The 21,930-nt window shown below is 69.6% G+C and carries 14 protein-coding genes; 5 read left to right on the forward strand and 9 right to left on the reverse strand.

All coding sequences use genetic code 11. The features are described 5' to 3' along the window. The first annotated feature begins 326 nt into the window (after positions 1 to 326). Entirely contained in the window at positions 327 to 791 is a 465-nt protein-coding gene (locus tag MWN33_RS14045) for a hypothetical protein (protein ID WP_247201666.1), read from the forward strand. Positions 792 to 931: 140 nt separating this feature from the next. Here MWN33_RS14045 and dksA read toward each other — a convergent pair whose 3' ends face one another. Continuing rightward, positions 932 to 1,348, reverse strand: a complete 417-nt coding sequence (dksA, locus tag MWN33_RS14050) for an RNA polymerase-binding protein DksA (protein WP_247201667.1) — start codon at positions 1,346 to 1,348, stop codon at positions 932 to 934. 220 nt (positions 1,349 to 1,568) lie between these two features. Further along, positions 1,569 to 2,384: a MipA/OmpV family protein gene (locus tag MWN33_RS14055; RefSeq protein ID WP_247201668.1), complete on the reverse strand. Its 816-nt coding sequence runs from the start codon at positions 2,382 to 2,384 to the stop codon at positions 1,569 to 1,571. Positions 2,385 to 2,612: 228 nt separating this feature from the next. On the opposite strand from MWN33_RS14055, the gene MWN33_RS14060 reads away from it, so the two are divergent. The 3 genes from MWN33_RS14060 to MWN33_RS14070 are packed head-to-tail and all read left to right on the forward strand — an operon-like array spanning position 2,613 to position 5,638. Continuing rightward, the gene (locus tag MWN33_RS14060) at positions 2,613 to 3,131 is read left to right on the forward strand and encodes a SixA phosphatase family protein (protein WP_247201669.1); all 519 of its coding nucleotides are present in this window, start codon (positions 2,613 to 2,615) and stop codon (positions 3,129 to 3,131) included. Positions 3,132 to 3,133: 2 nt separating this feature from the next. Further along, entirely contained in the window at positions 3,134 to 4,597 is a 1,464-nt protein-coding gene (locus tag MWN33_RS14065; protein ID WP_247201670.1) for a YcjX family GTP-binding protein, read from the forward strand. Between the two features lie 6 nt (positions 4,598 to 4,603). Next, positions 4,604 to 5,638 carry a YcjF family protein gene (locus tag MWN33_RS14070; protein WP_247201671.1) on the forward strand — a complete coding sequence of 345 codons (1,035 nt, stop codon included), beginning with the start codon at positions 4,604 to 4,606 and terminating at the stop codon, positions 5,636 to 5,638. 6 nt (positions 5,639 to 5,644) lie between these two features. Here MWN33_RS14070 and MWN33_RS14075 read toward each other — a convergent pair whose 3' ends face one another. After that, positions 5,645 to 5,965: a 2Fe-2S iron-sulfur cluster-binding protein gene (locus tag MWN33_RS14075; protein WP_247201672.1), complete on the reverse strand. Its 321-nt coding sequence runs from the start codon at positions 5,963 to 5,965 to the stop codon at positions 5,645 to 5,647. 392 nt (positions 5,966 to 6,357) lie between these two features. On the opposite strand from MWN33_RS14075, the gene MWN33_RS14080 reads away from it, so the two are divergent. After that, positions 6,358 to 12,060, forward strand: a complete 5,703-nt coding sequence (locus tag MWN33_RS14080; RefSeq protein WP_247201673.1) for an apolipoprotein A-IV repeat region-like domain-containing protein — start codon at positions 6,358 to 6,360, stop codon at positions 12,058 to 12,060. Positions 12,061 to 12,691: 631 nt separating this feature from the next. Here the strand turns inward: MWN33_RS14080 and MWN33_RS14085 are convergent. From MWN33_RS14085 to MWN33_RS14110, 6 genes are all read right to left on the reverse strand, one after another. Next, positions 12,692 to 15,883, reverse strand: coding sequence for an efflux RND transporter permease subunit (locus tag MWN33_RS14085; protein WP_247201674.1), 3,192 nt, complete (start codon positions 15,881 to 15,883; stop codon positions 12,692 to 12,694). Between the two features lie 17 nt (positions 15,884 to 15,900). Then, positions 15,901 to 17,127 (reverse strand): efflux RND transporter periplasmic adaptor subunit, encoded by a 1,227-nt coding sequence (locus MWN33_RS14090; protein WP_247201675.1) that lies wholly within the window; start codon positions 17,125 to 17,127, stop codon positions 15,901 to 15,903. 173 nt (positions 17,128 to 17,300) lie between these two features. Beyond that, a complete protein-coding gene (gene murJ / locus MWN33_RS14095) occupies positions 17,301 to 18,836 on the reverse strand; it encodes a murein biosynthesis integral membrane protein MurJ (protein WP_247201676.1) in 1,536 nt (511 codons plus the stop codon). 32 nt (positions 18,837 to 18,868) lie between these two features. Continuing rightward, entirely contained in the window at positions 18,869 to 19,462 is a 594-nt protein-coding gene (locus MWN33_RS14100; RefSeq protein WP_247201677.1) for a Uma2 family endonuclease, read from the reverse strand. 195 nt (positions 19,463 to 19,657) lie between these two features. Continuing rightward, the gene (locus tag MWN33_RS14105) at positions 19,658 to 20,812 is read right to left on the reverse strand and encodes a DegT/DnrJ/EryC1/StrS family aminotransferase (RefSeq protein WP_247201678.1); all 1,155 of its coding nucleotides are present in this window, start codon (positions 20,810 to 20,812) and stop codon (positions 19,658 to 19,660) included. 10 nt (positions 20,813 to 20,822) lie between these two features. Then, positions 20,823 to 21,809, reverse strand: a complete 987-nt coding sequence (locus tag MWN33_RS14110; RefSeq protein ID WP_247201679.1) for a Gfo/Idh/MocA family protein — start codon at positions 21,807 to 21,809, stop codon at positions 20,823 to 20,825. Positions 21,810 to 21,930 lie beyond the last annotated feature (121 nt).

Raw genomic sequence — 21,930 nt, forward strand, 5'->3', positions numbered from 1 at the left:
GGTAGCACAGCGCGCACCGAGACCTTGCGCACGGCGATGCCCAGCCGATCGACGCAAACCCCACGCATTGGGCTGGCAGTGCGGGTCTCTGTCGACAGCGCCGGCCCCGTCGGCGCGCTACGCGCTGGCGTGTCGCCTCACGCGGCCGGCGCGGCGCGGAACGCCTTCCTCACCGCGCCGCGCCGCCGCCGCGCCCCCCGCGCGCCGTCGCGCCCCCGCCGCACGCTCCCGCGCAGCCCGCTCCTGCACCGACGGCACCCGCCAGCCTGGGCGACGAGCTGGAAAGCGCGCTGCTGCGCCGCGCCGCCGCGCCGGAATTCGCGCCCGTGCGCCGGAGCGTCGCCGAGCCGGTGCTGACGGAACGCCCGGCGCCGCCGGTCATGGCCCCGCCGGTCATGGCGCCGCCCGTCGCGGCGCCGCGCGTCACTGAGGAGCGCAGGCCGGCCGAGCCCGAGGCGCCGGCGCCAATCATTGCCGCGCCCTCGCCCGCGCCGATGGCCGCCGAGCCGCGCGGCGCCGAGTTCCGCGCCGTCGAATTCCGCGCTGTCGACCTCCGGGCGGGAGATGTGCGGGTGGCCGAGACGCAGGAGCCGGCGGCTCACGCGCCCGAGCCGCGCGCCGCCGAGCGCCGTGCGCCCGAGCTCCGCGCGCCGGAACTGCGCGCCCCCGAGCCGCGCACCCCGGAGCTGCGGGCGCCCGACATTCGCGCACCGGCCGAGACCGGCGGCGACCTGTCCGATCCGTTCGAGGAAGAGATGGCAAATCTTCTGGGACGCGGCCGGCGCCCCTGAGCCGCCAGCGCTGAACTGCCCACTGCCGGCAGGGCCGACAAAACAAAACGGCGACCCGCGAGGGTCGCCGTTTTCATATCCGCCGGAAGCGCGGGACGTCCGGCCATCGGCCGGGCGATACCCCGTCAGTCGTCGCGCGTTCAGTCGTCGCGGTAGACGCGCTCGCGCCGCTCGTGGCGCTCCTGCGCCTCGATGGACAGCGTGGCGATCGGGCGGGCTTCGAGGCGCTTGAGCGAGATCGGCTCGCCGGTCTCCTCGCAATAGCCGTAGGAGCCGTCGTCGATACGTTCCAGCGCGGAATCGATCTTGGCGATCAGCTTGCGCTGGCGGTCGCGCGCCCGAAGTTCGATGGCGCGGTCGGTCTCGGAAGAGGCCCGGTCGGCGATGTCCGGGTGGTTCTGATTCTCGTCCTGAAGGTGCTGCAGCGTCTCTTTCGCCTCGCGCAGGATGTCCTCCTTCCACTGGAGCAGCTTGTGGCGGAAATACTCCCGCTGCCGCTCGTTCATGAAAGGCTCGTCCTCGCGGGGGCGGTACTCCTGGTCGATCTCAATCGACATCGGCCTTCGTCCTCGTGTTCCGGGGGCACCCCTGTGGGCCGCAGCTTATATCGCCACGCCTTGCCCGGCACAACAGCTGTCATCGTCATCGACGTGACACGAAATGCTGGATTTTTCAGCAGCTTGCGCGCCGATTCGAGGCATGCGCCAAAGGCGCTCGAGCGCAAGGCGGCGCTGCGGGCGAAGGGCGGGCAAGGCCCGCCGCCGCAAAGGCGCGCCGTTATTCGAAGCCGAGGAAGAAGGTGTAGGAGAGCGAGACGCCGGCCTGGAACTGGTTGCGGTCGCCGTTCTGCACAACGAGCGGGCTGTCCGCCGCGTCGTCCATCAGATACTTGTACTCGGCGAAGACCGATCCGGTGATGTTCTCGGTAAAGCGCTTCATCACCTGGCCGCCGAAGCCCACCGAATAGATGCCGCCGCCGGCCTGATAGGGCAGCAGCGGGTTGCCGAGCGCGGTGGCGCGAACCGATTCGAGCGGCGAGATGCCGTAATAGGTGTCGATGTAGCCCGAGCTCGCCAGCGTCATGCGCGGGCCGGCCGAGAAGGTGGCGCCCCACAGCTCGGGGCTGAAGTGGATCGCGTCGAGCGCGATGTCGGCCACCACGCCGTCGAAGCCGCCGAAGCCGTAGCGCAGTTCGCCGCGCAGGCGCAGCCAGTCCGCCGGGAACCACTGGGCGTAGCCGCCGACCTCGAAGGCGTAGTCGATGTCGTTCAGGCCCCACAGCGCATGGGCGCTGCCCGAATCGCGGCTCATGTCGAGCTTGCCGACGATGCCGGCCTCGAACACGCCGGTGTCCCACAGAGCGATGCTGGGGTTGTCGTTGAAGCTGGTGAAGCGGCTCAGCCGGTCGGCGCGGGTGATGCTGATGATCGGCTTGAAGCCGAACTCGTAATCGTCCGAGCCCGTCCAGGTGGGCTGCGCCATCACGTAGCCGCCGACGGTCAGCGTCCACTCGCGATCGCGGGCTTCCGCCTTCGCATAGGCCGGATCGGTCTGGTAGGCGGGATCGGCGGCAAGGGCGGCGGTCGCCGACATCCCCATCGCCCCGGCGACCAACACAACACCCGCCCAGCCGATTGCCCGCATCGCCGCCATCCTTTGAAACCTGTCACCCTTCATTACAGCACGATACGTCGCTTGTGGTTGCGGAAAAGTCACTTAACGGAATTTGGCGTCACACAAATGTTGCGACGTCGGCGCGCTCGCGTGGCGGGCCGGCCTGCCTATATGTTCGGGGCCGACATCACCGGAACCCCCGCGACCATGCTCCGCCTCCTGCTGCTCCGCCATGCCAAATCCGACTGGCCCGAAGGCGTGCCCGATCCCGACCGCCCGCTCGCCGCGCGGGGCCGGCGCGGCGCCAAGGCCATCGGCGCCTATATGGTGGAGGAGGCGCTGCTGCCGGCGCGCGCCATCGTCTCGCCGGCGCGGCGCACCATCGAGACCTGGGAGATCGCCACGAAGGATTGGCCGACCCATGTGCAGCCGGCCTATGAGCACGCGATCTACGAGGCGCCGGCCGAGAACCTGCTGAAGCTGATCCGCGAGCAGGAAGCGCTCTCCCCCCTCCTGCTGGTCGGCCATAATCCCGGCATGGAAGAGCTGGCCGCCCTGCTGCTGCGCCGTGAGCAGCGGGCGAAGGTGCTGCCGAAATACCCAACCGGCGCGCTCGCCGTCATCGACATGCCGATCGAGAGCTGGGCCGAACTGCGCCCCGGCTGCGGCACGCTGGAGCGTTTCGTCACCCCGCGCGCGCTCGGCGTCGAGAAGGGCAAGGAGTAGACGTGGCTTCCCGCTTCGACTGGCTGATCGACGAGGCACTGCTGACCGCGCGTACGGTGATCGACCGTGCCGAGGACCTGGCCAGCCCGACCCTGCGCCTCGGCATCACCGGCCTTTCGCGGGCGGGCAAGACGGTGTTCACCACCGCGCTGGTGCACGCGCTGACGCGCGGCGGGCGGCTGCCGGTGTTCCGCGCCATGCATGAGGGGCGCATCGCCGGGGCCCGGCTGGAGCCGCAGCCCGACGACGGCGTGCCGCGCTTCGACTATGAGGGGCACCTCGCCACGTTGATCGACGAACGGCGCTGGCCGGAATCGACGCGGCGCATCAGCGAGCTGCGCCTCGCCATCGACTATGCCCCTGCGCGCGGGGGCCGGCGCACGCTGACCCTCGACATCGTGGATTATCCCGGCGAATGGCTGCTCGATCTGCCGTTGCTCGACCAGAGCTTCGCGGAGTTCTCCGCCCGCAGCCTGTCGCTCGCCCGCGCCCCGGCGCGCCGGCCGCTCGCCGGCCCCTTCCATGCCGCGCTGGAGGGCGCCGACCCGGACGCCCCGGCGGATGAGGGTGAGGCGCGACGGCTGGCCGCCCTGTTCACCGATTATCTCGCCGCCTGCCGCGCCGAGACGGTCTCGATGAGCCTGCTGCCGCCCGGCCGCTTCCTCATGCCGGGCGACCTCGAAGGCTCGCCCGCCCTCACCTTCGCCCCGCTCGACCTCTCCGAGGGCGCCGAAGCGCCGGCCGGATCGCTGCACGCCATGATGCAGCGCCGCTACGAGGCCTATAAGGAGCGCGTCGTGCGCCCCTTCTTCCGCGACCACTTCGCCCGGCTCGACCGGCAGATCGTGCTGATCGACGTGCTCTCCGCGCTCAATGCCGGGCCGGCGGCGCTGGCGGACCTGGAGGCCGCGCTCGACGGCATCCTCGCCGCCTTCCGCACCGGCCGGAACTCCTGGCTCTCCGCGCTGTTCCGGCACCGCATCGGCCGCGTGCTGTTCGCCGCCACCAAGGCCGACCATCTGCACCACACCAGCCATGATCCGCTGGAGGCGATCCTGCGCCGCCTCGTCGAGCGGGCGCTGGCGCGCGCCTCGGATGCGGGCGCCGAGATCGACGTGGTGGCGCTCGCCGCCGTGCGGGCGACGCGCGAAGCTATGGTGAAGCGCGGGCGCATCCATCTGCCCGCCATCGTCGGCGTGCCGGAGGCCGGCCAGCACGGCGCCGACGATTTCGACGGGCTGGCCGAGGCCGCCGTCTTTCCCGGCGACCTCCCGGAAAACCCCGCGGCCCTGTTCGATCCGGCGCTAGGCTTCGCCGGCCTGTCCGACGCGGCTGGCGGCGATTTCCGCTTCCTGCGCTTCCGTCCGCCCCCGGTCGAGCGCAACGCCGAAGGCCTTGCCCTGCCGATGCCCCATATACGTCTCGATCGCGCGCTGGAATTCCTCCTCGGCGACCGGCTGAAATAGGACACGATGAACGAGCGCACCAAAAGCGAGCGCACCTCCCGCCGCCCGCAGGCCTTCCGCCTCGACGACCCCGACGTCGTGCTCGCCGGCGACGGCGGTCCGGCCAAGCGCGGCGCCGTGGTGGTCACGCCCGCCCCGGCCGAGCCGGCCGAGGAGGTGATCGAGCTGCCGGCGCCGCTGCCGAAGGCCTCGCGCTGGGGGGCGCTGTTCTGGACCGGGCTCGGCGGCCTCGTCAGCCTCGGCATCGGGCTGGCGGTGTCGAAGCTGATCGAGGACCTGTTCGCCCGCGCCGACTGGCTCGGCTATGCCGGCCTCGGCTTTGCCGCCGCCTTCGCCTTTGCGAGCCTCGCCATCCTCGCGCGCGAGGTGTTCGGGCTGATGCGACTGCGCACGCTCAACCATCTGCGCGAGCAGGCGGCGCAGGCACTGGCCAAGGACGACCGGCGCCTTGCCGAGAGCCTGACGAAGGAACTGCTGGGCATCGCGGAGGCCTCACCGCGCCTGTTCCGCGCGCGCGCCGAGCTGAAGGGTCATCTGGGCGCCATCATCGACGGCGCCGACCTCGTGCGCCTCACCGAGCGCCAGCTCATGGCCCCGCTCGACGCCGAGGCGACGAAGCTGGTGTCGAACGCCGCCAAGCGCGTCTCGGTGGTCACCGCCGTATCGCCGCGCGCGGCGGTGGACCTGATCTTCGTTCTGCTGACCGCCATCGGCCTCGTGCGCCGGCTGGCGCTGCTTTATGGCGGCCGGCCCGGTGCGCTCGGCATGGTGCGGCTGTTCCGCCAGGTGCTGGCGCATCTCGCCGTCACCGGCGGCATGGCGGCGGGGGATTCGCTGGTGCAGCAGGTGGTCGGCCACGGCATCGCGGCCAAGCTCTCGGCGCGGCTCGGCGAAGGCGTGGTGAACGGCCTCCTGACCGCGCGGCTCGGCCTCGCGGCCATCGAGGTGACGCGGCCCATGCCCTTCGCCGCCCTGCCCGCTCCCGCCCTTTCCGACGTCGCGTCGGGGCTGGTCAGCAGGGGCGAGGAAACGGCGGGCTGAGCGATGTCAGCCCTGATGCTCGGGGGTACGCACGACCAGCCCGTCCAGCGCGTCCGTCACCTTGATCTGGCAGGACAGGCGCGAATTGGGCTGCACGTCGGAGGCGAAGTCCAGCATGTCCTCCTCCATCGGCCCCGGCTCGCCGGTCGCCGCCCGCCATGCTTCGTCCACATAGACGTGACAGGTGGCACAGGCGCAGGCGCCGCCGCACTCGGCGTCGATTCCCGGCACGCCGTTGCGGATCGCCGCCTCCATCACGGTGGAGCCGACCGGAGCGTCGACGGTGCGCTCGGTGCCGGCGGCGTCGATATAGGTGATCTTGGGCATGGGAAGCGGCTTCGATGTTCTGGAAGGATTACAGGCAGGCCGCTCTAGATAGCTCCCGGCGGCGTGGAATGCCAGAGTTCCGCGAGAAGGGTCGGCTGGCCTCCTTGCAGGCCGATTCGATCGGCCGGGCGTGCTTGTGTGCGGTGCCGCGATGTTTATGAATCAAACGTTTCCGGACATGGTGAACAGCCCGTTAACGATAACTCAAATCGCCGAATTAACCCCAGTTCCATTTTTATAGGTCAAGAGCGTAGGATAACGGTGCGGGGGACTGGCTTTCCTCTCGTCAAGTGCCGGAGTTTTCCGGGCGGACGGGGAGGCCATAACTCGCGAAACCCCGGCCCGACGGCGCAAGCCGGTCGGAGTAGCGTACGGACCGGAGGCATCTGCCCATGTCGACGAATACGAAGAAGGTTCACCAGGATCCCGCGGAGGCCGCACTTTCGGCCATCGAGGAGGCCCTGAGTCTCGACCTGACGAGCGATGACGGGTATGCCGCCCCGGACGCGGGGGACCATGACGAGTTCGAGCTGCCGCCGGCCCGCGAGCCGGACGGGCCGCGCATCGAGAACCGCTCCGGCGTGGAGGAGGACGACGACGAGGGCAGCGTCGACGCCTCCCTGTATCTGAGCGACCTCGACCTGTTCGGTCACGAATCCGATCCCGCCGAGACCCTCGGCCGCGCCGCCTTCGAGCTGCAGGACGCCCCACTCGACGAGCCCTCCCTCGTCACCGAGCGTGCCGACGAGCCGAATTTCGACTTCGCCGAACCCGCCGCCGAAAAGCCGGCCGTCGACCCGCTCGCCGCCGCCATGGCCGGCAGCGCCGTGGCCGGCTCCGCTGTCGCCGGCACCGCCGCAGCGGCGATGCCACGGGGCGAGACCCGCGAGCCGGTGCAGACGGAATCCGCCGGCGAAAGCGCCCGCGACGCCCGCGATACCCGTTCGGCCTCCGGGCAGGGCCGCCGCGCGGCGGCCAATGACGACCGCCAGAGCATCGGCCAGCTTCTTTCGGCGCTGCAGCGCCGCCCCTCGCCGGCGCCCTATTTCCTCGCCGCCTTCGCCTCGGTCGCCTGGATCGGCGCCGGCGGGGCGCTGCTCTATTCGCAGTACGCCAACCCCTTCCCCGGCCTCGACGCGCTGCTCGCCGCCCCCGGCTTCCTCAGCGGCGTCGCCGCGCTCATCGTGCCGGCGGTGTTCTTCTTCGTGCTGGCCGCCATGGTGCGCCGCATGCAGGAGATGCGCATCGTCGCCCATTCGATGGCGCAGGTCGCCATCCGCCTCGCCGAGCCGCAGCCGGCTCCGGCGCCCGCCCCGGTCCCCACTCCGGCTCCCCAGCCGGCGGCCATCGTCTCGGCGCCCGCGCCGGGCGGGATCGCCAGCGCCGGCGCCGATCAGCTCGCCGAGCTTGAACAGGCCGCCGCCCGCGCCAGCGAGACGGAAGCCTTCGTGCGCAGCGAGGTCGCGGCGCTCGCCGAGGCCTATGACGACAACAGCCGCCGCATGCACCAGCTCGTCGAGCGGCTGCAGGCCGAGCGCGACGCCATACTGGCGCAGACCGAGCACATCAGGGAATCCATCGCCACCTCGCACTACGCCTTCGCGCAGGAGGTCGGCAGCGTCAGCGAGCGGATCAACGAGACGGTGATGATCGCCGCCGACCGCGTGGCGACCACCCTCTCCGACCGGGGCGAGCACATCACGCTCGCCCTCGGCCGCGTCGGCGACACCATCATCGAGGCGCTGACCGACAAGGGCGGCGACCTGATCGACCGCCTCCAGGCCACCGGTTCGGAGGTCAACACCAACCTGTCCGACGCCAGCGAGCACCTCATCTCGACGCTCTCGGTGCAGGCCGACGACATCAGCCAGCGCCTTTCGGGCGTCACCTCCAACCTGTCCGAGACGCTGGCGAGCCGCACCGACGAGATCAGCCAGCGCCTCTCCGGCGTCACCACCGACCTCTCCGACACGCTCGCCACCCGCACCGACGAGCTCGGCCGCCGCCTGTCGGGCGTCACCTCGACGCTGACGGACACGCTGGCCACCCGCACGGACGAGATCAGCCATCGCCTTTCGGGGGTCGCCGAGCGCCTGACCGACACGCTCGCCAACCGTACCGACGAGATCAGCCGCCAGCTCTCGGGCGTCACCGAGAACCTCACCGACACGCTCGCCACCCGTACCGACGAGATCGGCGACCGGCTGCTGCGCACCGCCGCGGAGCTGTCGCATGTGGTGAACCTGCGCACCGAGGAGATGGGCGACAAGCTCGCCGCCACCACCCACAACCTCACCGCCACGCTGACCGCCCGCTCGGATGACATCACCGACGCGCTGGTCAACACCGGCACGCGCCTTGCCGACGAGATCGCCATCCGCGCCAGCGAGGTGAACCAGACCCTCAAGAGCACCGGCGATGCCCTCGTGCTCGACCTCTCGGTGCGCGGCGGCGACGTCGTGCGCAAGCTGGAAGAGACCGGCAACCGGGTCGCCGACACCATCACCGTGCGTGGCGACGACCTCGCCGACCGTATCGCCGACACCGGCAACCGCATCTACGACGCCGTCGCCGTGCGCGGCGCCGAGCTGGAGCGCCTGCTGGGCGAGACCGGCCAGCGCGTCGTCCACCAGCTCTCGCAGGCCGGCACCGGCATCCACGACACACTGGCGGAAGCCGCCGGGCGCGTGTCGCAGGACATCGACTACCGCACGCAGGTGCTCACCGAGCAGCTCGCGCATGTCGGCGCGGAAGCGGCGCAGAACCTCGCCGTCAACGGCGCCCGCGTCACCGACCAGTTCCGCGAGGCCGCCGACATCCTCACCTCCGACCTGACGGTGCGGGGCGAGCATGTGCGCGACCAGCTGGAACAGCAGCTGCGTGCCTTCGAGGACGTTGTGGGCGTGCGCGGCGCCGAGATCGCCGACCGCATCTCCGGCGACAGCGCGGCGCTCGGCCGCCAGATCGTCGAAGGCCTCGGCGAGTTCGACCACGTGCTGCAGACGCAGGGCGTCGACCTCGTGCAGCGCATCGCCGACCGGGTGGAAGCCGTCACCCGCGCCATCGACACCAACCTGTCCGGCTTCGACGATCAGGTCTCGGCCAAGGCGGAACAGGTGGCCGCCTCGCTCGACATGCGCATCGCCAATATCGAGGGCGTTCTCGACCGTGGCGTCGACGGCCTCAACGAGACGCTGGGCAGCCGTACCGTCGAGTTCGCCCAGACCCTCTCGGAAGGTGCCCGCCAGGCGAACGAGGCGATGAGCCACTCGCTGGAAATGCTGAACGGCTTCTTCGACGACCGCGCCGGCGCCATCACCGAGCAGCTCTCCCAGCACATCGAGCAGGCCGACCGCACGCTGGCGGCCCGCGCGCAGGAGATCGCCTCGACGCTCGACGACCGCGTCGGCAATTTCGAGGAGACCATCATCGGCCGCATCGACAATGTGGCCACCTCCGTCGAGGTGCGCGGCGCCGCCATGGCCGACCTGCTCGGCCAGCGCATCGGCGCCGTGGCCGGCCAGCTGCGCAACGAGGCGACCGAGATCGAGAACAGCCTCACCACGCTGGTCGACAATGTCAGCCGTACGCTGGTCGACCGCGCCGGCGAGGTGACGTCCCTGTTCGACAGCCGCACCGAGGAAATCGCCCGCATCGTCGAGGAGCGCGGCAACGGGCTTCTCGCGGCGCTGGAAGACCGCAGCATCGGCATCACCAGCGAAATCTCGCGCGCCAGCACCGAACTGCTCTCGGCCATCGACGACCATCGCGAAGGTCTGGTGCAGGCGCTCGACAACACCCGCAACGGCGCCATCAGCGACATCATGCGCGCCAGCGACGAGTTGCTGAACACGCTGGAAGTCCGCTCCGACGCCATCGTCTCAGCCTTCGAGACCACGACCAGCAGCCGCGCCGACCAGCTCATGCAGCTCAGCGGCGAGGTGGTCGCCTCGCTCCAGCAGATCAGCGGCGAAGTCACCTCCTCGCTGCAGAACATCGGCGGCGAGCTGACCACCTCGATCCAGTCGGTCAGCGGCGACGTCAATAACTCGCTGCAGCAGATCACCAGCGAGGTCTCCTCCTCGCTGCAGCAGATCGGCGGCCAGGTCACGCAGGAGATCGCGCAGGCGGGCAACTCCCTGCTCACCGAGTTCGACGGCCGCGGCGCCCAGTTTGTCGACAGTGCCCGGCGGGCGACGGAGATCGCCTCGACCGAATTCGGCCGCCTCGCGGACGAGTTCGACGGTCGCGGCGCCCAGTTCGTCGACAGCGCCCGGCGCGCCACCGAACTCGCCTCGACGGAGTTCGGCCGCCTCGCCGACGAGTTCTCGAACTCGCTGGAAGGGCGCGGCACGGGCCTCATCTCGGCCATCGCCGAGAGCGGGCGCGCGGCGGTCTCCGAGATCGCCGCCACCAACGAGGCGCTGCAGGGCGACGTTTCCGGCCTGCTGGAGCGGCTCGGCGACGTCAACGTCCAGCTTCAGGACGTGCTCGCCTCCTCCGTCACCAACCTCGCCGAGATCGAGAAGACCATCACCGACCGCCTTGGCGCCTTCCGCTCGACCGTCACCAACGTCGACGAGGCCAGCCGCCTCGCCTCGACCCGGCTCGACGAGCAGATCCGCGACCTGCGCTCGGTCTCGACCGACGTGCTGAAGGATGTCGCCCGGCTCAGCACCAGCTTCGGCGAGCAGGCCGGCATCATCACCAATGTCGCGACCGCGCTCGGCGCCGCGCATGAGAACCTCGACGGCACGCTGGGCGGCCGGCACGAGGCGCTCATCGAACTGGCCGAGCAGGTCAATGCGCGCACCGTCGAGCTCGACAACCGGCTGTCGCAGTACACCAGCACGCTGGAAGGCACCTTCGGCCGCGCCGAACAGCGCGTGGCGGAAATCTCGCGCGCCATCATCAGCACCGCGACGTCCTCCACCGAGCAGGTCGTGCGCCAGCAGGAAGAGCTGCGCTCCACCACCGAGGCGGAGCGCCAGCGCACCCTCGCCTCCCTGCACCAGACCTATGAGCAGGCGGTGCGCGAGGTCGACACGCTGATGCATCAGGCCAATCAGGGCTTCTCCGGCGCCGCCCAGGCGCTGCGCGCCTCCGTGCTCGACATCCAGCGCCTGCTGGAGACGACCCGCGAGGAACTCAAGCGCGGCATCATGGAGTTGCCCGAGGAGACCGAGGCCAACGCCTCGGCCATGCGCCGCACCGTCGCCGAGCAGATCAAGGCCCTGGCCGAGCTCAACGAGATCGTCTCGCGCCACGGCCGCACGCTCGACGTCGATACGGGCTCGCGCCCCCGCACCCCGGCGCCGGTGGCCTCCGCCCCGGCCCTGCCGGCGGCGCCGATCGCCCCGGTTGCGCCGCCTCCGGTGCAGCGCAGCCAGCCCCCGGCCCCGCGCAGCGAGCCAAGCCGCGCGCCGCAGAGCTCCTATTTCGAGCCGCCGCGTCCCTCGAGCCTCGGCGGCGGCAGCACCGTTCCCCCGCGCCGCTCGAACCTCGTTCCCGAGCGCAACGGCAACAGCGGCAATCTGGGCGGCGGAAGCCTCGGCGGCGGCAATCTGGGTGGCGGTAATCTCGGCGCCGGCGACAAGGGCGGCTGGCTCTCCGAGCTGCTCGCCCGCGCCTCGGACGGCGATGGGCCGTCCGTCGGCAACGCCCCGCGCGGCAACGCCTCTTCCGGCGGCTCGCGCGGCAATGCGGCGAGCTATGACAGCCGGCAGAGCCAGCCCGAGCGCCCGGTGCACCACGCCATCGAGTCGCTCGACTCGCTCTCGGTCGACATCGCCCGGATGATCGACCACGAGGCAGCGGTCGACCTGTGGGAGCGCTACAAGATGGGTGAGCGCAACGTCTTCACCCGCCGCCTCTACACCATGCAGGGCCAGCAGACCTTCGAGGAGATCCGCCGCAAGTACCGGCGCGACCTCGAATTCCGCGACACGGTCGACCGCTATATCGGCGAGTTCGAGCGCCTGCTGGAGCAGGTCTCGCGCGACGAGCGCGGACAGGCTCTGACCAAGACCTACCTGACCTCCGACACCGGCAAGGTCTACACCCTGCTCGCCCACGCCGCCGGCCGCTTCGACTGAGCGGCGGACGGACAGGGTTCAAGGCGGCAGCTTAGCCAGGGCTTCCGCCAGTAGCCCGGCGCTCCAGAGACAAAGGCCCCCGCCCCGCGCGGGGGCCTTTTTCGTTTGGAGGGGGTCAGGGGCACCTTGGATCGCGCGGCGCGGTCCGCGCCGTCCGTTCGGTACAGGGAACTTCGCCTGCGGGGCTCGCGCCTGCGTGCCCCACCCGTCACACCGTCATCCCCGGGCTCGACCCGGGGATCCAGGCCTTCGCCGTCGGCCGGAGATGTGGATGGCCGGGCCTCGCCCAAGGGCAATGAAAGAGAAGACCCCGCCGCACGGGAAGCGACGGGGTCCGATCGTCTGGTCATGCTGGCCGGCGGGCGGAAGAGCCTGCAGGCCAGGCCCCTCTCGCCCGCCTGGCTCGCTCAGAGCGGCGCGGGCGGGCGGCTCGATCCCGGCCATGACGCGGTGTGAGGTGAAGGCGCAGGGATGGGCACCGGCGCAGTGTCGGGCGCAGACGACACGTCGCGTTACACCCCTTCCTCGTCCGGTTCACCCTCGCCTGTCGCAAAAACAAACCCCGCCGCTCGGAGGAGCGGCGGGGTTTGTCTTGTCTGGCCGACGCTGCCGCCGTCGCCGGGCGGCAAACTCAGTGCGGTGTGGGCGCCGGTGTCGGTGCGGGGGGCGAGCCCTGCTTGCGGGCGCGCCGGCGTTCGCCGAAGCCGGCGAGCCAGCGGCAGACCACATAGAAGGTCGGGGTGAACAGCAGGCCGAACACCGTCACGCCGATCATGCCGGAGAACACGGCCGTGCCCAGCGCCTGACGCAGCTCGGCGCCGGCGCCGCGCGCGATCACCAGCGGCACCACGCCGAAGATGAAGGCGAGCGAGGTCATGATGATCGGCCGCAGGCGAAGCTGCGCGGCCTGGGTCGCGGCGGCGAAGCGGTTCTCGCCGCGATCCTCCAGCTGCTTGGCGAACTCCACGATCAGGATCGCGTTCTTGGCCGCGAGGCCGATGAGCACGATGAAGCCCACCTGACTGAGGATGTTGTTGTCCTGCCCGCGCAGGAGGATGCCCGTCACCGCCGCGATGAGGCACATCGGCACGATGAGGATGACCGCCAGCGGCAGGGTCAGGCTCTCATACTGCGCCGCCAGCACGAGGAAGACGAACACCACGCCCAGCCCGAAGGCGAAGATGGCGGTGTTGCCCGCCCTCACCTGCTGGTAGGCGAGCGCCGTCCACTCATAGGCGAAGCCGTCCGGCAGCGTCTCGGCGGCGAGCTGCTGCATCTTCTGGATCGCCTGCCCCTGCGAGGTGCCGGGCATGGTGTCGCCGTCGAGCTCGGCGGCGGGATAGAGGTTGTAGCGCGGTACGCGGTAGGGACCGGAAATGTCGTGCACCGTGGTGAAGGAGCCGAGCGGCACGAGCTGGCCGTCGGCGTTCTTCACCCTGAGGCGCAGCAGGTCCTCCTGCGTCAGGCGGTAGGGCGCGTCGGCCTGCGCCTGCACGCGGTAGGTGCGGCCGAACAGGTTGAAATCGTTGACGTAGGACGAGCCGATATAGATCTGCAGCGTCGAGAACACGTCCGCGATGTTGACGCCGAGAAGCTGCGCCTTGGTGCGGTCTATGTCGAGGAAGAGCTGCGGCGTCGAGGTCTCGAACAGCGAGTAGACCTGCTTGAGGCCCGGCGTCTGGTTCGCCTTGCCCATCATCGCATAGACCGCGCCCTGCAAGGCGCCATAGCCGCGCCCGCCGCGATCCTCGATCATCATGCGGTAGCCGCCGGCATTGCCGATGCCCGAGACGGGCGGCGGCATGACGACGATCATCTGCGCTTCCTCGACCGAGGCCAGCTTGCCGAACAGGATGCCCTGAATGGCGGCGGCCGACTGGTCGGCGTGCTGCGCGCGCTCGGCCGCCGGCCCGAGGATGACGAACATGGCGCCAGCATTCGGCGCGTTGGTGAAGGTGGCGCCGGAGAAGCCGACGATGTTCACCACATGCGCCACGCCCGGCGTCTTCAGCACTTCCTGCGCCGCCTGCGTCATCACCGCATTGGTGCGCGAGAGCGCCGCGCCGCCGGGGAGCTGTGCGGCGACGATGAGATAACCGCGGTCCTGCGCCGGGATGAAGCCCTGCGGCGTCGACTGGAACAGCTTGAAGCCGCCGGCGAGGATGGCGACATAGACCAAGAGCACCACGACGGCGATGCGCACCAGCTTGCTGGTGAGCCAGCCATAGCCGCGCGAGACGCCGTCGAAGCCCTTGTTGAAATAATAGAAAAAGCCGGTGAAGGGACGCGCGTACCAGGCCGGCTTGTGGTCCGCCCCCTTGTGCGGCTTCAGAAGCAGCGCGCACATGGCGGGCGACAGGGTGAGCGACACCAGCAGCGAGATCAGCGTCGAGCCCGCGATGGTGAGCGCGAACTGGCGATAGAACTCGCCGGAGATGCCGGTGATGAAGGCCGAGGGGATGAACACCGAGGCCAGCACCAGCGAGATGGCGACCAGCGCGCCGCCCACCTCGTCCATGGTCTTGTAGGCCGCCTCGCGCGGCGACAGGCCGGTGGAGATGTTGTGCTCCACGCTCTCCACCACGACGATGGCGTCGTCGACCACGATGCCGATGGCGAGCACGAGCCCGAACAGCGACAGGTTGTTCAGCGAGAAGCCGAACAGGCTCATGATGAAGAAGGTGCCGATCAGCGAGACCGGGATGGCGAGGATCGGGATGATCGCCGCCCGCCAGGTCTGCAGGAACAGCACCACCACGATCACCACCAGCACGATGGCTTCGAGGATCGTGTCCTCCACCGCCCGAACGGATTCGGCGATGAACTGCGTCGGGTTGTACGCCGTCGAATAGGTGAGGCCCGGCGGGAAGTTCTTGGCGATGATCGCCATCTCCTTCTCGATCGCTTCGCCGGTGGCGAGCGCGTTCGAGCCGGGCAGCTGGAAGATGCCCAGCGCCACCGAGGGCCTGGAGTCGAAATAGGAGATCGACGAGTTGTCCTGCCCCTCAATGTCGATGCGCGCGACATCGCGCAACCGCACCACGGCGTTGCCGGTCTCGCGCACGACGATGTTGCCAAACTCCTCCGGCGTCGACAGGCGCCCCAGCGTGCGCACCGCCACCTGGAAGGCGAGCTGGTTCGGCACCGGCGGCGCGTTCAGCACGCCCGAGGCGACCTGCAGGTTCTGCGCCTGCAGCGCGGCGGTCACGTCGCCGGCGGTCAGGTTCAGCGCCTGAAGCTTGGTCGGATCGAGCCAGACCTGCATGGCGTAGTCGCGCGAGCCGAACACGGTGATCGAGCCGACGCCCGGCACGCGCTGGAGCTGATCCTTGATCTGCAGGTTGGCGTAGTTGGAGATGAACAGGCTGTCGCGCGAATCGTCGGGCGAGAACAGGCTCACCACCATCAATATGTCGGGCGAGGCCTTGTTCACCGTGACGCCGATCTGCTGCACATCCTGCGGCAGGCGCGGCGTCGCGGTGGAGACGCGGTTCTGCACCTGCACCTGCGCGATGTCGAGATCGGTGCCGATGTCGAAGGTGACGGCGATGGAGAAGCGCCCGTCCGCCGTCGAGTTGGAGGAGATGTAGAGCATCCCCTCGACGCCGTTGATCTGCTGCTCGATGGGCGCGACCACGGTGTCGGCGACCGTCTCGGCGCTGGCGCCGGGATACTGGCCGGTGACGTTCACCACCGGCGGCGCGATGTCGGGGTACTGCGCGACGGGCAGCGAGACGAAGGCGACCGCGCCCAGGATCATCACCACGATGGACACCACCGAGGCGAAGATCGGGCGGTCGATGAAGAAGTGCGAGAGTTTCATGAGGCCGGCTCCCGGGCTCAGTTCGCCGGCGTCTTGGCGGGAGCCGCCGCCGGCGCCGAAGCGCCCGCAGCCGGAGCGGTCGCGGGCGGCTCGGCCTTGCCGACAACCTGCGCGCCCGGCCGGATGCGCATGAGCCCGTTCACCACCACGAGGTCGTCCTTGCCGATGCCCTCGTTGATCACGCGCTGGCCGTCATAGACCCGCCCGAGCGTGACGTATTTGATCTGCGGGGCCTGCGGCTGGTCACCGGGCTGCATGACGTAGACGAACTTGCGCGTCTGCTCGGTGCCGATGGCGACGTCGGGCACGAGAAGCACGTCGTGCGGCGCCGAGGACGGCACCTCGACGCGGCCGAACATGCCGGGGGTGAACACGCCGTCCGGATTGGCGAAGGAGGCGCGGCCGCGGATCGTGCCGGTGTCCTGGCTGATCGTATTGTCCACGAAGTCGAGCGTGCCCTTGTGGGCAAAGCCCTTCTCGTCGATGAGCTGGAGACGCACCGGGATCGACTGGCCGGCGGCGCCGAGATCCTTCGACATGCGCTGGTAGCGCAGATAGGAGGCCTCGTCATAGGTGAACTCGAAATAGATCGGGTCCAGCGAGACGATGGTGGCAAGCAGCGTGTTCGTGTTGGTGCCGCCCGAGCCGCCGGTGACGAGATTGCCGACGGAGACCTTGCGGTCGCCGATGCGACCGGTCACCGGGGATCGCAGATCGGTGAATTCGAGGTCGAGCTGGGCGGCGTGCACCGCCGCCTGCGCCGCCGCCACGCTGGCGCGCGCCGTGCGCTCGCTCTGCAGGCGCTGGTCATAGGCCTGCTTGGAGATGGCGTTCGAGGTCTTGTCGTCGATCAGCGTCTGGGCGCGCTGGAGGTCCGACTGGGCGAAGTCCAGCTCGGCCTGCGAGCGCGAGAGGTTGGCGTTCGCCTGATCGAGCGCGACCTGGAAGGGGCGCTTGTCGATGGAGAACAGCAATTCGCCCTGCTTGACGAGTTCGCCGTCCTTGAACGCCACCTTGTCGAGATAGCCCGAGACGCGGGCATAGACGTTCACGAGGTCGACGGCGGCGAAGCGACCGACATACTCGTCGTAGTCGGTGATGGAGCGCGTCGTCGGCTTGGCAACGGTGACGGTCGGTGGCGGGGGCGCGCCCTGCTGCGACTGGTTCTGCTCGGAGCAGCCGGCCAGCGTCGCGGCGGCAAGGGCGAGGGCAACGAGGGAAAGACGCGGCACCGCGTTGGTCATTCATCCGTCTCCGAGATAGGCATCAAGCGTCTTCGGGTCCGCCGCCCGAAGTATGCGATACGACCCGGCCCGCCTCGGGAACGCATGCGCAATGGCAGAGCATCGCGCCCTGCGGCACTAGCACAGTTCCGCTGCACTGCGTAAGCTCTAAAAGGTTTCCGAATGTGGCGCCGTCAGGGCCGTCCGCGCAGCAGCCCCCTTAGGTAACGCGGACCGATGAGGGCCATCACAAGGCCGACATAGACGGCCCCGCCCGCTGCAACGCACAAGGCGAGCAGGGCTTCGTCCGCTCCATGCGTCAGCCGCTCCGCATAGGGTCCCCCGAAGGTGGCTGCCGCCAGAAGGGTGGCCGCGAGCGCAAGGCCGATGACCCCGAGCTTCGGCAGCGCGCGCAGCAGCTGCGCGTCGCCGCATTCATAGCCGCGCCGGCGGGCGAGGATGGCGAGCACGATCACGGTGATCCAGGCGCCGATGGAGGTGGCGAAGGCGAGCCCGACCTGTGCAAGGCTGCCCATCAGCGCGATCTTGATGGCGATGTTCACCACCGCCGCGCCCAGCGTCGCCAGTACCGGCGTGCGGGTGTCGCCGCGCGCGTAGAAGGGCGACATGAAGGCCCGCATCACCACGAAGGGCGCCAGCCCGATGCCGTAGGCGGCGAGCGTCGCCCCGGCGGCGGAAGCGGCCTCGCCGGTGAAGGCGCCGCGCAGGAACAGCCCGCGCATGATGATCTCGGGGATGGTCAGCGCGGCGGCGAGGAAGGGCAGCACCAGCAGCAGCGTCAGCTCGATGGCGCGGGACTGCGCATGGCGCGCGCCCTCGATATCCCCGGCGGAGATGCGCCGCGACATTTCCGGCAGCAGCACGATGCCGGCGGCGATGCCGACGACCCCGATGGGCAGCTGGTTGATGCGGTCGGCATAGAACAGCGCGGCGACGGCGCCCTGCGGAAGGAACGAGGCGATGATGGTGTCCGCGAAGATGGCAAGCTGGACGCCGGCCGAGCCGATGATCGCCGGGCCGAGCGCCACCAGGAAGGCGCGCATCTCCGGATCGAGCCGTGGCCGGCCGAAGCGCAGGCCGAGCCCGTGCCGCTCGGCGTCGACCACCAGCAGCCCGAGTTGAAGGAAGCCGGAGATCAGCACGCCCCACGCCGCCGCATGGCCGGCGGTCGGGAACAGGCCCGCGGCGCTCAGCGTACCGACCATCGCGACGTTGAGCAGGATGGAGGCCGCCGCCGCCGCCCAGAAGCGATCATTGGCATTCAGCACCCCGCCGACCAGCGTCACCACGGCGATCAGGCCGAGATAGGGGAAGGTGATGCGGGTGAAGTCGACGGTTAGGCCGAAGCGCTCGGGATCGTCCGACAGACCGGGCGCCAGCGTCGCCACCACCCAGTCGGTCGCCAGCAGCGCGAAGGCAAGAATGGCGAGCTGCACCAGCACCACGGCGGTGAGGATGCCGTCGGCGAAGCCGCGCGCCTTCGCGTCGCCCTCGACCGTCTTCACGCGGGCATAGGCGGGGATGAAGGCGGTGTTGAACGCCCCCTCGGCGAAGATGGAGCGGAAATGATTGGGCAGGCGGAAGGCGATGTAGAACGCGTCCGCCAGGGGGCCGGCGCCGAGCACGGCCGCCATGACGATGTCGCGCGCAAAGCCGGTCAGGCGCGAGAGCAGCGTCCAGCCGCCGACGGTGAAGATGGAGCGAATCATGACAAATCCGGCGGCAACGAGCGGGGCGGAAGCTATCCGAGCCCGGCCTCTCCCGCCAGCGGATCGGAAAAAGCGACGTCCTCGTAAAGCTCCGCCATGCCGAGCTCGACGCCGATCTCTGGCAGGCCAATCACGCCGTCGAGCCCGTCAAACTGCGCCAGCTCCCACAAATCGCCGGGCGCGCGCCACCACAGCAGCACGCGCGGCAGGTCGGGCTCGACGAGGAGGATATAGGCGAGCGAGGGCAGCGCCTTGTATTCCTCCAGCTTGCGCACGAGGTCGGTCTGGCGTGTCGAGGGCGAAAGAACCTCGATCGCGAGGCGGGGCGACGTGGCTTCGTAGGCGGTCCGGCTTCGATCGCCGCAGTCTACCGAAACGTCGGGACGGCGGATGTTGCCGCTCATTACCGGGATGGCGATATCGTCGGTCGACGGACGACAGGGCGAACCGCGCAGCTTCGTCCTGAGGCTTGTCAACGCATTGACGACGATCCCGTCATGCTGTTGGCTCGCGCCCGTCATCGCCTTGACGGGAACGCCGTCCACAAGCTCGTAGCGCACGCCTTCCTCGCCCGGCCAGCGATAGAACTCTTCCGGCGTCATGCGCTTGAGTGCGGGCGGTGCCATCGGGTGGGCTCCTGCGAGACCCGACCATTGTACAAAAATGCGCGCCGCACGTCATGCCCGGGCATGACGTGGCTTTATCCCACCCGTCATCCCGGCCGAGCGCAGCGAAGCGCCGGGATCGTCATCCGCGAATGGCATGCGATCCCGGATCGGCATGCAGCGGTCCGGGATGACGACTGCCCTTGAAGCGCGCCCTCAGCCGGCCAGCGCCCGCCTTACAGCCGCGATCACGCGGTCCTGCGCCGCCTCGTCGAGATAGGCGTGCATCGGCAGGCTGATCACCTCGCCGGCGAGTCGCTCGCAGACCGGCAGGCCGTTGCCGGCGGCAGGGTACTGCGCATAGGCCGGCTGACGGTGCATCGGGATGCGGTAATAGACCGCCGTCGGCACGCCTTCCTTCTGCAGCGCCGCCGCGAGCCCGTCGCGCACGCCGTGCGGCAGGCGGATCGTGTACTGCGCCCAGACCGAGGTCGCGCGCGGATCGACCGCCGGCACCACGGCGACGTCGGCCAGCGCCGCGTTGTAGCGGTCGGCGACGCGCTGGCGGGCGGCGATCTCGTCCTCGAAGATGGTCAGCTTTTCCAGGAGAATCGCGGCCTGGATGGTGTCGAGGCGCCCGGTCATGCCGATGCGCACGTTCTCGTATTTATCGACGCCCTGGCCATGCTCGCGCAGGCTCTTCAGCACCGTCACGAGCTCGTCGTCATCGGTGAACACCGCGCCGCCGTCGCCGAAGCAGCCGAGCGGCTTGGCGGGGAAGAAGCTGGTTGCCGAGGCATCGCCGAAGGAGCCCGTGCGCCTGCCGTTCCACGTCGCGCCGAAGCCCTGCGCGGTGTCGCACAGGATCTTCAGCCCGTGTGCACGGGCGATGGGCTCGATGGCGTCCATGTCGGCGGGCTGGCCGAACAGGTCGACCGGGATGACGACCTTCGGGTTGAGCCCCTTGGCCACCGCGACCTTGATCGCGGCTTCGAGGCTCGCCGGGTCCATGTTGAACGTGTCGTCGAGCACGTCGACGAAGACCGGCGTGGCGCCGACCCACGGTACCACCTCGGCGGTGGCGCAGAAGGTGAAGGCCGGGCAGAACACCGCGTCGCCCGGCTTCACGCCCCAGGCCATGAGCAGCAGCGCCAGCGCATCCGTGCCGCTGGAACAGGCGATGGCATGCTTCGCGCCGGCGAAGGCGGCCAGCTTCTGCTCCAGCTCGGTCACTTCCGGGCCGTTGACGAAGCGGCAATGGTCGAGCACCCGCGCCACCGCCTCGTCGATGCGCGTGCCGAGCCGGGCCCGCTGGGAGGCGACGTCGATAAAGGGGATCGGCGCCAGTTCGGTCTTCACATGCGAGTTCATCGGGTTCCTCTCAGCCGGCGGCGCGCAGCGGCACCGGGTCGGCGGACGATTCGGGGGTCGCCAGGCAACGCATGGCGGTGGCGATGGCGGCGACGCCGTCCTCGCCCGTCACGGCGGGCGCGCGCTCGCCGCGCACCGCTTCGAGGAAGCGCGTGAGTTCGAGGCGCAGCGGCTCGGCATAGGCGACCGGCAGATGCCGCATCGAGTAGCTGCCGTCCGGCTTGTAGTCGAAATACTCCGTGACCTGCCGGGTCAGCAGGTCGCCGATGACGTATTTCTGGCGCGTGGCGACATGCACCGTGCGCGCCTTGAAGGGCGTCAGCCAGTTGGTGTTGATGTGGGCCAGCACGCCATTGGCGGTACGGAACTGCAGCAGCGCGATGTCCTCGCGCTCGGCGACGGCGGCCTTCACCTGCGGCTGCACCTCGGTGATGTGCGAGCCGGTGAAATGGCAGATCAGGTCGATGTCGTGCACGGCGAGGTCGATCACCACGCCGACATTCGACATGCGGGGCGGGAACGGGCCGACGCGGGTAATGCCGATGGAGAGGATCTCTTGGTCGCGAATGGCGTTCTTCACCGCCTCCACCGCCGGATTGAAGCGCTCGACATGGCCGACCATCAGCGCCACGCCCTTCGCGCGGGCGGCGGCGACGATGGCCTCGCCCTCGGCGACGGTCGGGGCGATGGGCTTCTCCACCAGCACGTGGCGGCCGGCGGCGATGGCGGCCAGCGTGACGTCGTGGTGGAGATGGGTCGGGGCAGCGATCACCAACGCCTCGGCGCCGGCGGCGACCAGATCGTCGAGGCTGGCGAAACCCGCGCAGCCGAGCATGGCGGCGACCTTCTCCCGCTGCGCCTGATCGGGATCGGCAATGCCGACCAGCTCGGCATCGGGCAGGCCGCCCAGCACGCGGGCATGGTTGTAACCCATGATGCCGACGCCGACGACGCCGACGCGAACGGGCTTGACTGCCCCGCTCGGGCCCTGAACCATTCGATCATTCCTCACGTAATAAAGCCGACCGGCGGTCTAACATGCACCCGCAGGCGTGGCGAGACGGCGGGATTCGCAAAGCCGGCGCAAAGGCTTCACTAATTGCTTCAACGTGTTACCG

Source organism: Ancylobacter koreensis, assembly GCF_023016525.1.
GTDB lineage: Bacteria > Pseudomonadota > Alphaproteobacteria > Rhizobiales > Xanthobacteraceae > Ancylobacter > Ancylobacter koreensis.

What these genes read in the sequence shown, in the direction of transcription:
- dksA (WP_247201667.1), bottom strand. Translation starts at nt 1,348, where the DNA reads ATGTCGATTGAGATCGACCAGGAGTACCGCCCCCGCGAGGACGAGCCT.
- MWN33_RS14055 (WP_247201668.1), bottom strand. Translation starts at nt 2,384, where the DNA reads ATGTCGGCGACCGCCGCCCTTGCCGCCGATCCCGCCTACCAGACCGAT.
- MWN33_RS14060 (WP_247201669.1), top strand. Translation starts at nt 2,613, where the DNA reads ATGCTCCGCCTCCTGCTGCTCCGCCATGCCAAATCCGACTGGCCCGAA.
- MWN33_RS14070 (WP_247201671.1), top strand. Translation starts at nt 4,604, where the DNA reads ATGAACGAGCGCACCAAAAGCGAGCGCACCTCCCGCCGCCCGCAGGCC.
- MWN33_RS14075 (WP_247201672.1), bottom strand. Translation starts at nt 5,965, where the DNA reads ATGCCCAAGATCACCTATATCGACGCCGCCGGCACCGAGCGCACCGTC.
- MWN33_RS14080 (WP_247201673.1), top strand. Translation starts at nt 6,358, where the DNA reads ATGTCGACGAATACGAAGAAGGTTCACCAGGATCCCGCGGAGGCCGCA.
- MWN33_RS14085 (WP_247201674.1), bottom strand. Translation starts at nt 15,883, where the DNA reads ATGAAACTCTCGCACTTCTTCATCGACCGCCCGATCTTCGCCTCGGTG.
- MWN33_RS14090 (WP_247201675.1), bottom strand. Translation starts at nt 17,127, where the DNA reads ATGACCAACGCGGTGCCGCGTCTTTCCCTCGTTGCCCTCGCCCTTGCC.
- murJ (WP_247201676.1), bottom strand. Translation starts at nt 18,836, where the DNA reads ATGATTCGCTCCATCTTCACCGTCGGCGGCTGGACGCTGCTCTCGCGC.
- MWN33_RS14100 (WP_247201677.1), bottom strand. Translation starts at nt 19,462, where the DNA reads ATGGCACCGCCCGCACTCAAGCGCATGACGCCGGAAGAGTTCTATCGC.
- MWN33_RS14105 (WP_247201678.1), bottom strand. Translation starts at nt 20,812, where the DNA reads ATGAACTCGCATGTGAAGACCGAACTGGCGCCGATCCCCTTTATCGAC.
- MWN33_RS14110 (WP_247201679.1), bottom strand. Translation starts at nt 21,809, where the DNA reads ATGGTTCAGGGCCCGAGCGGGGCAGTCAAGCCCGTTCGCGTCGGCGTC.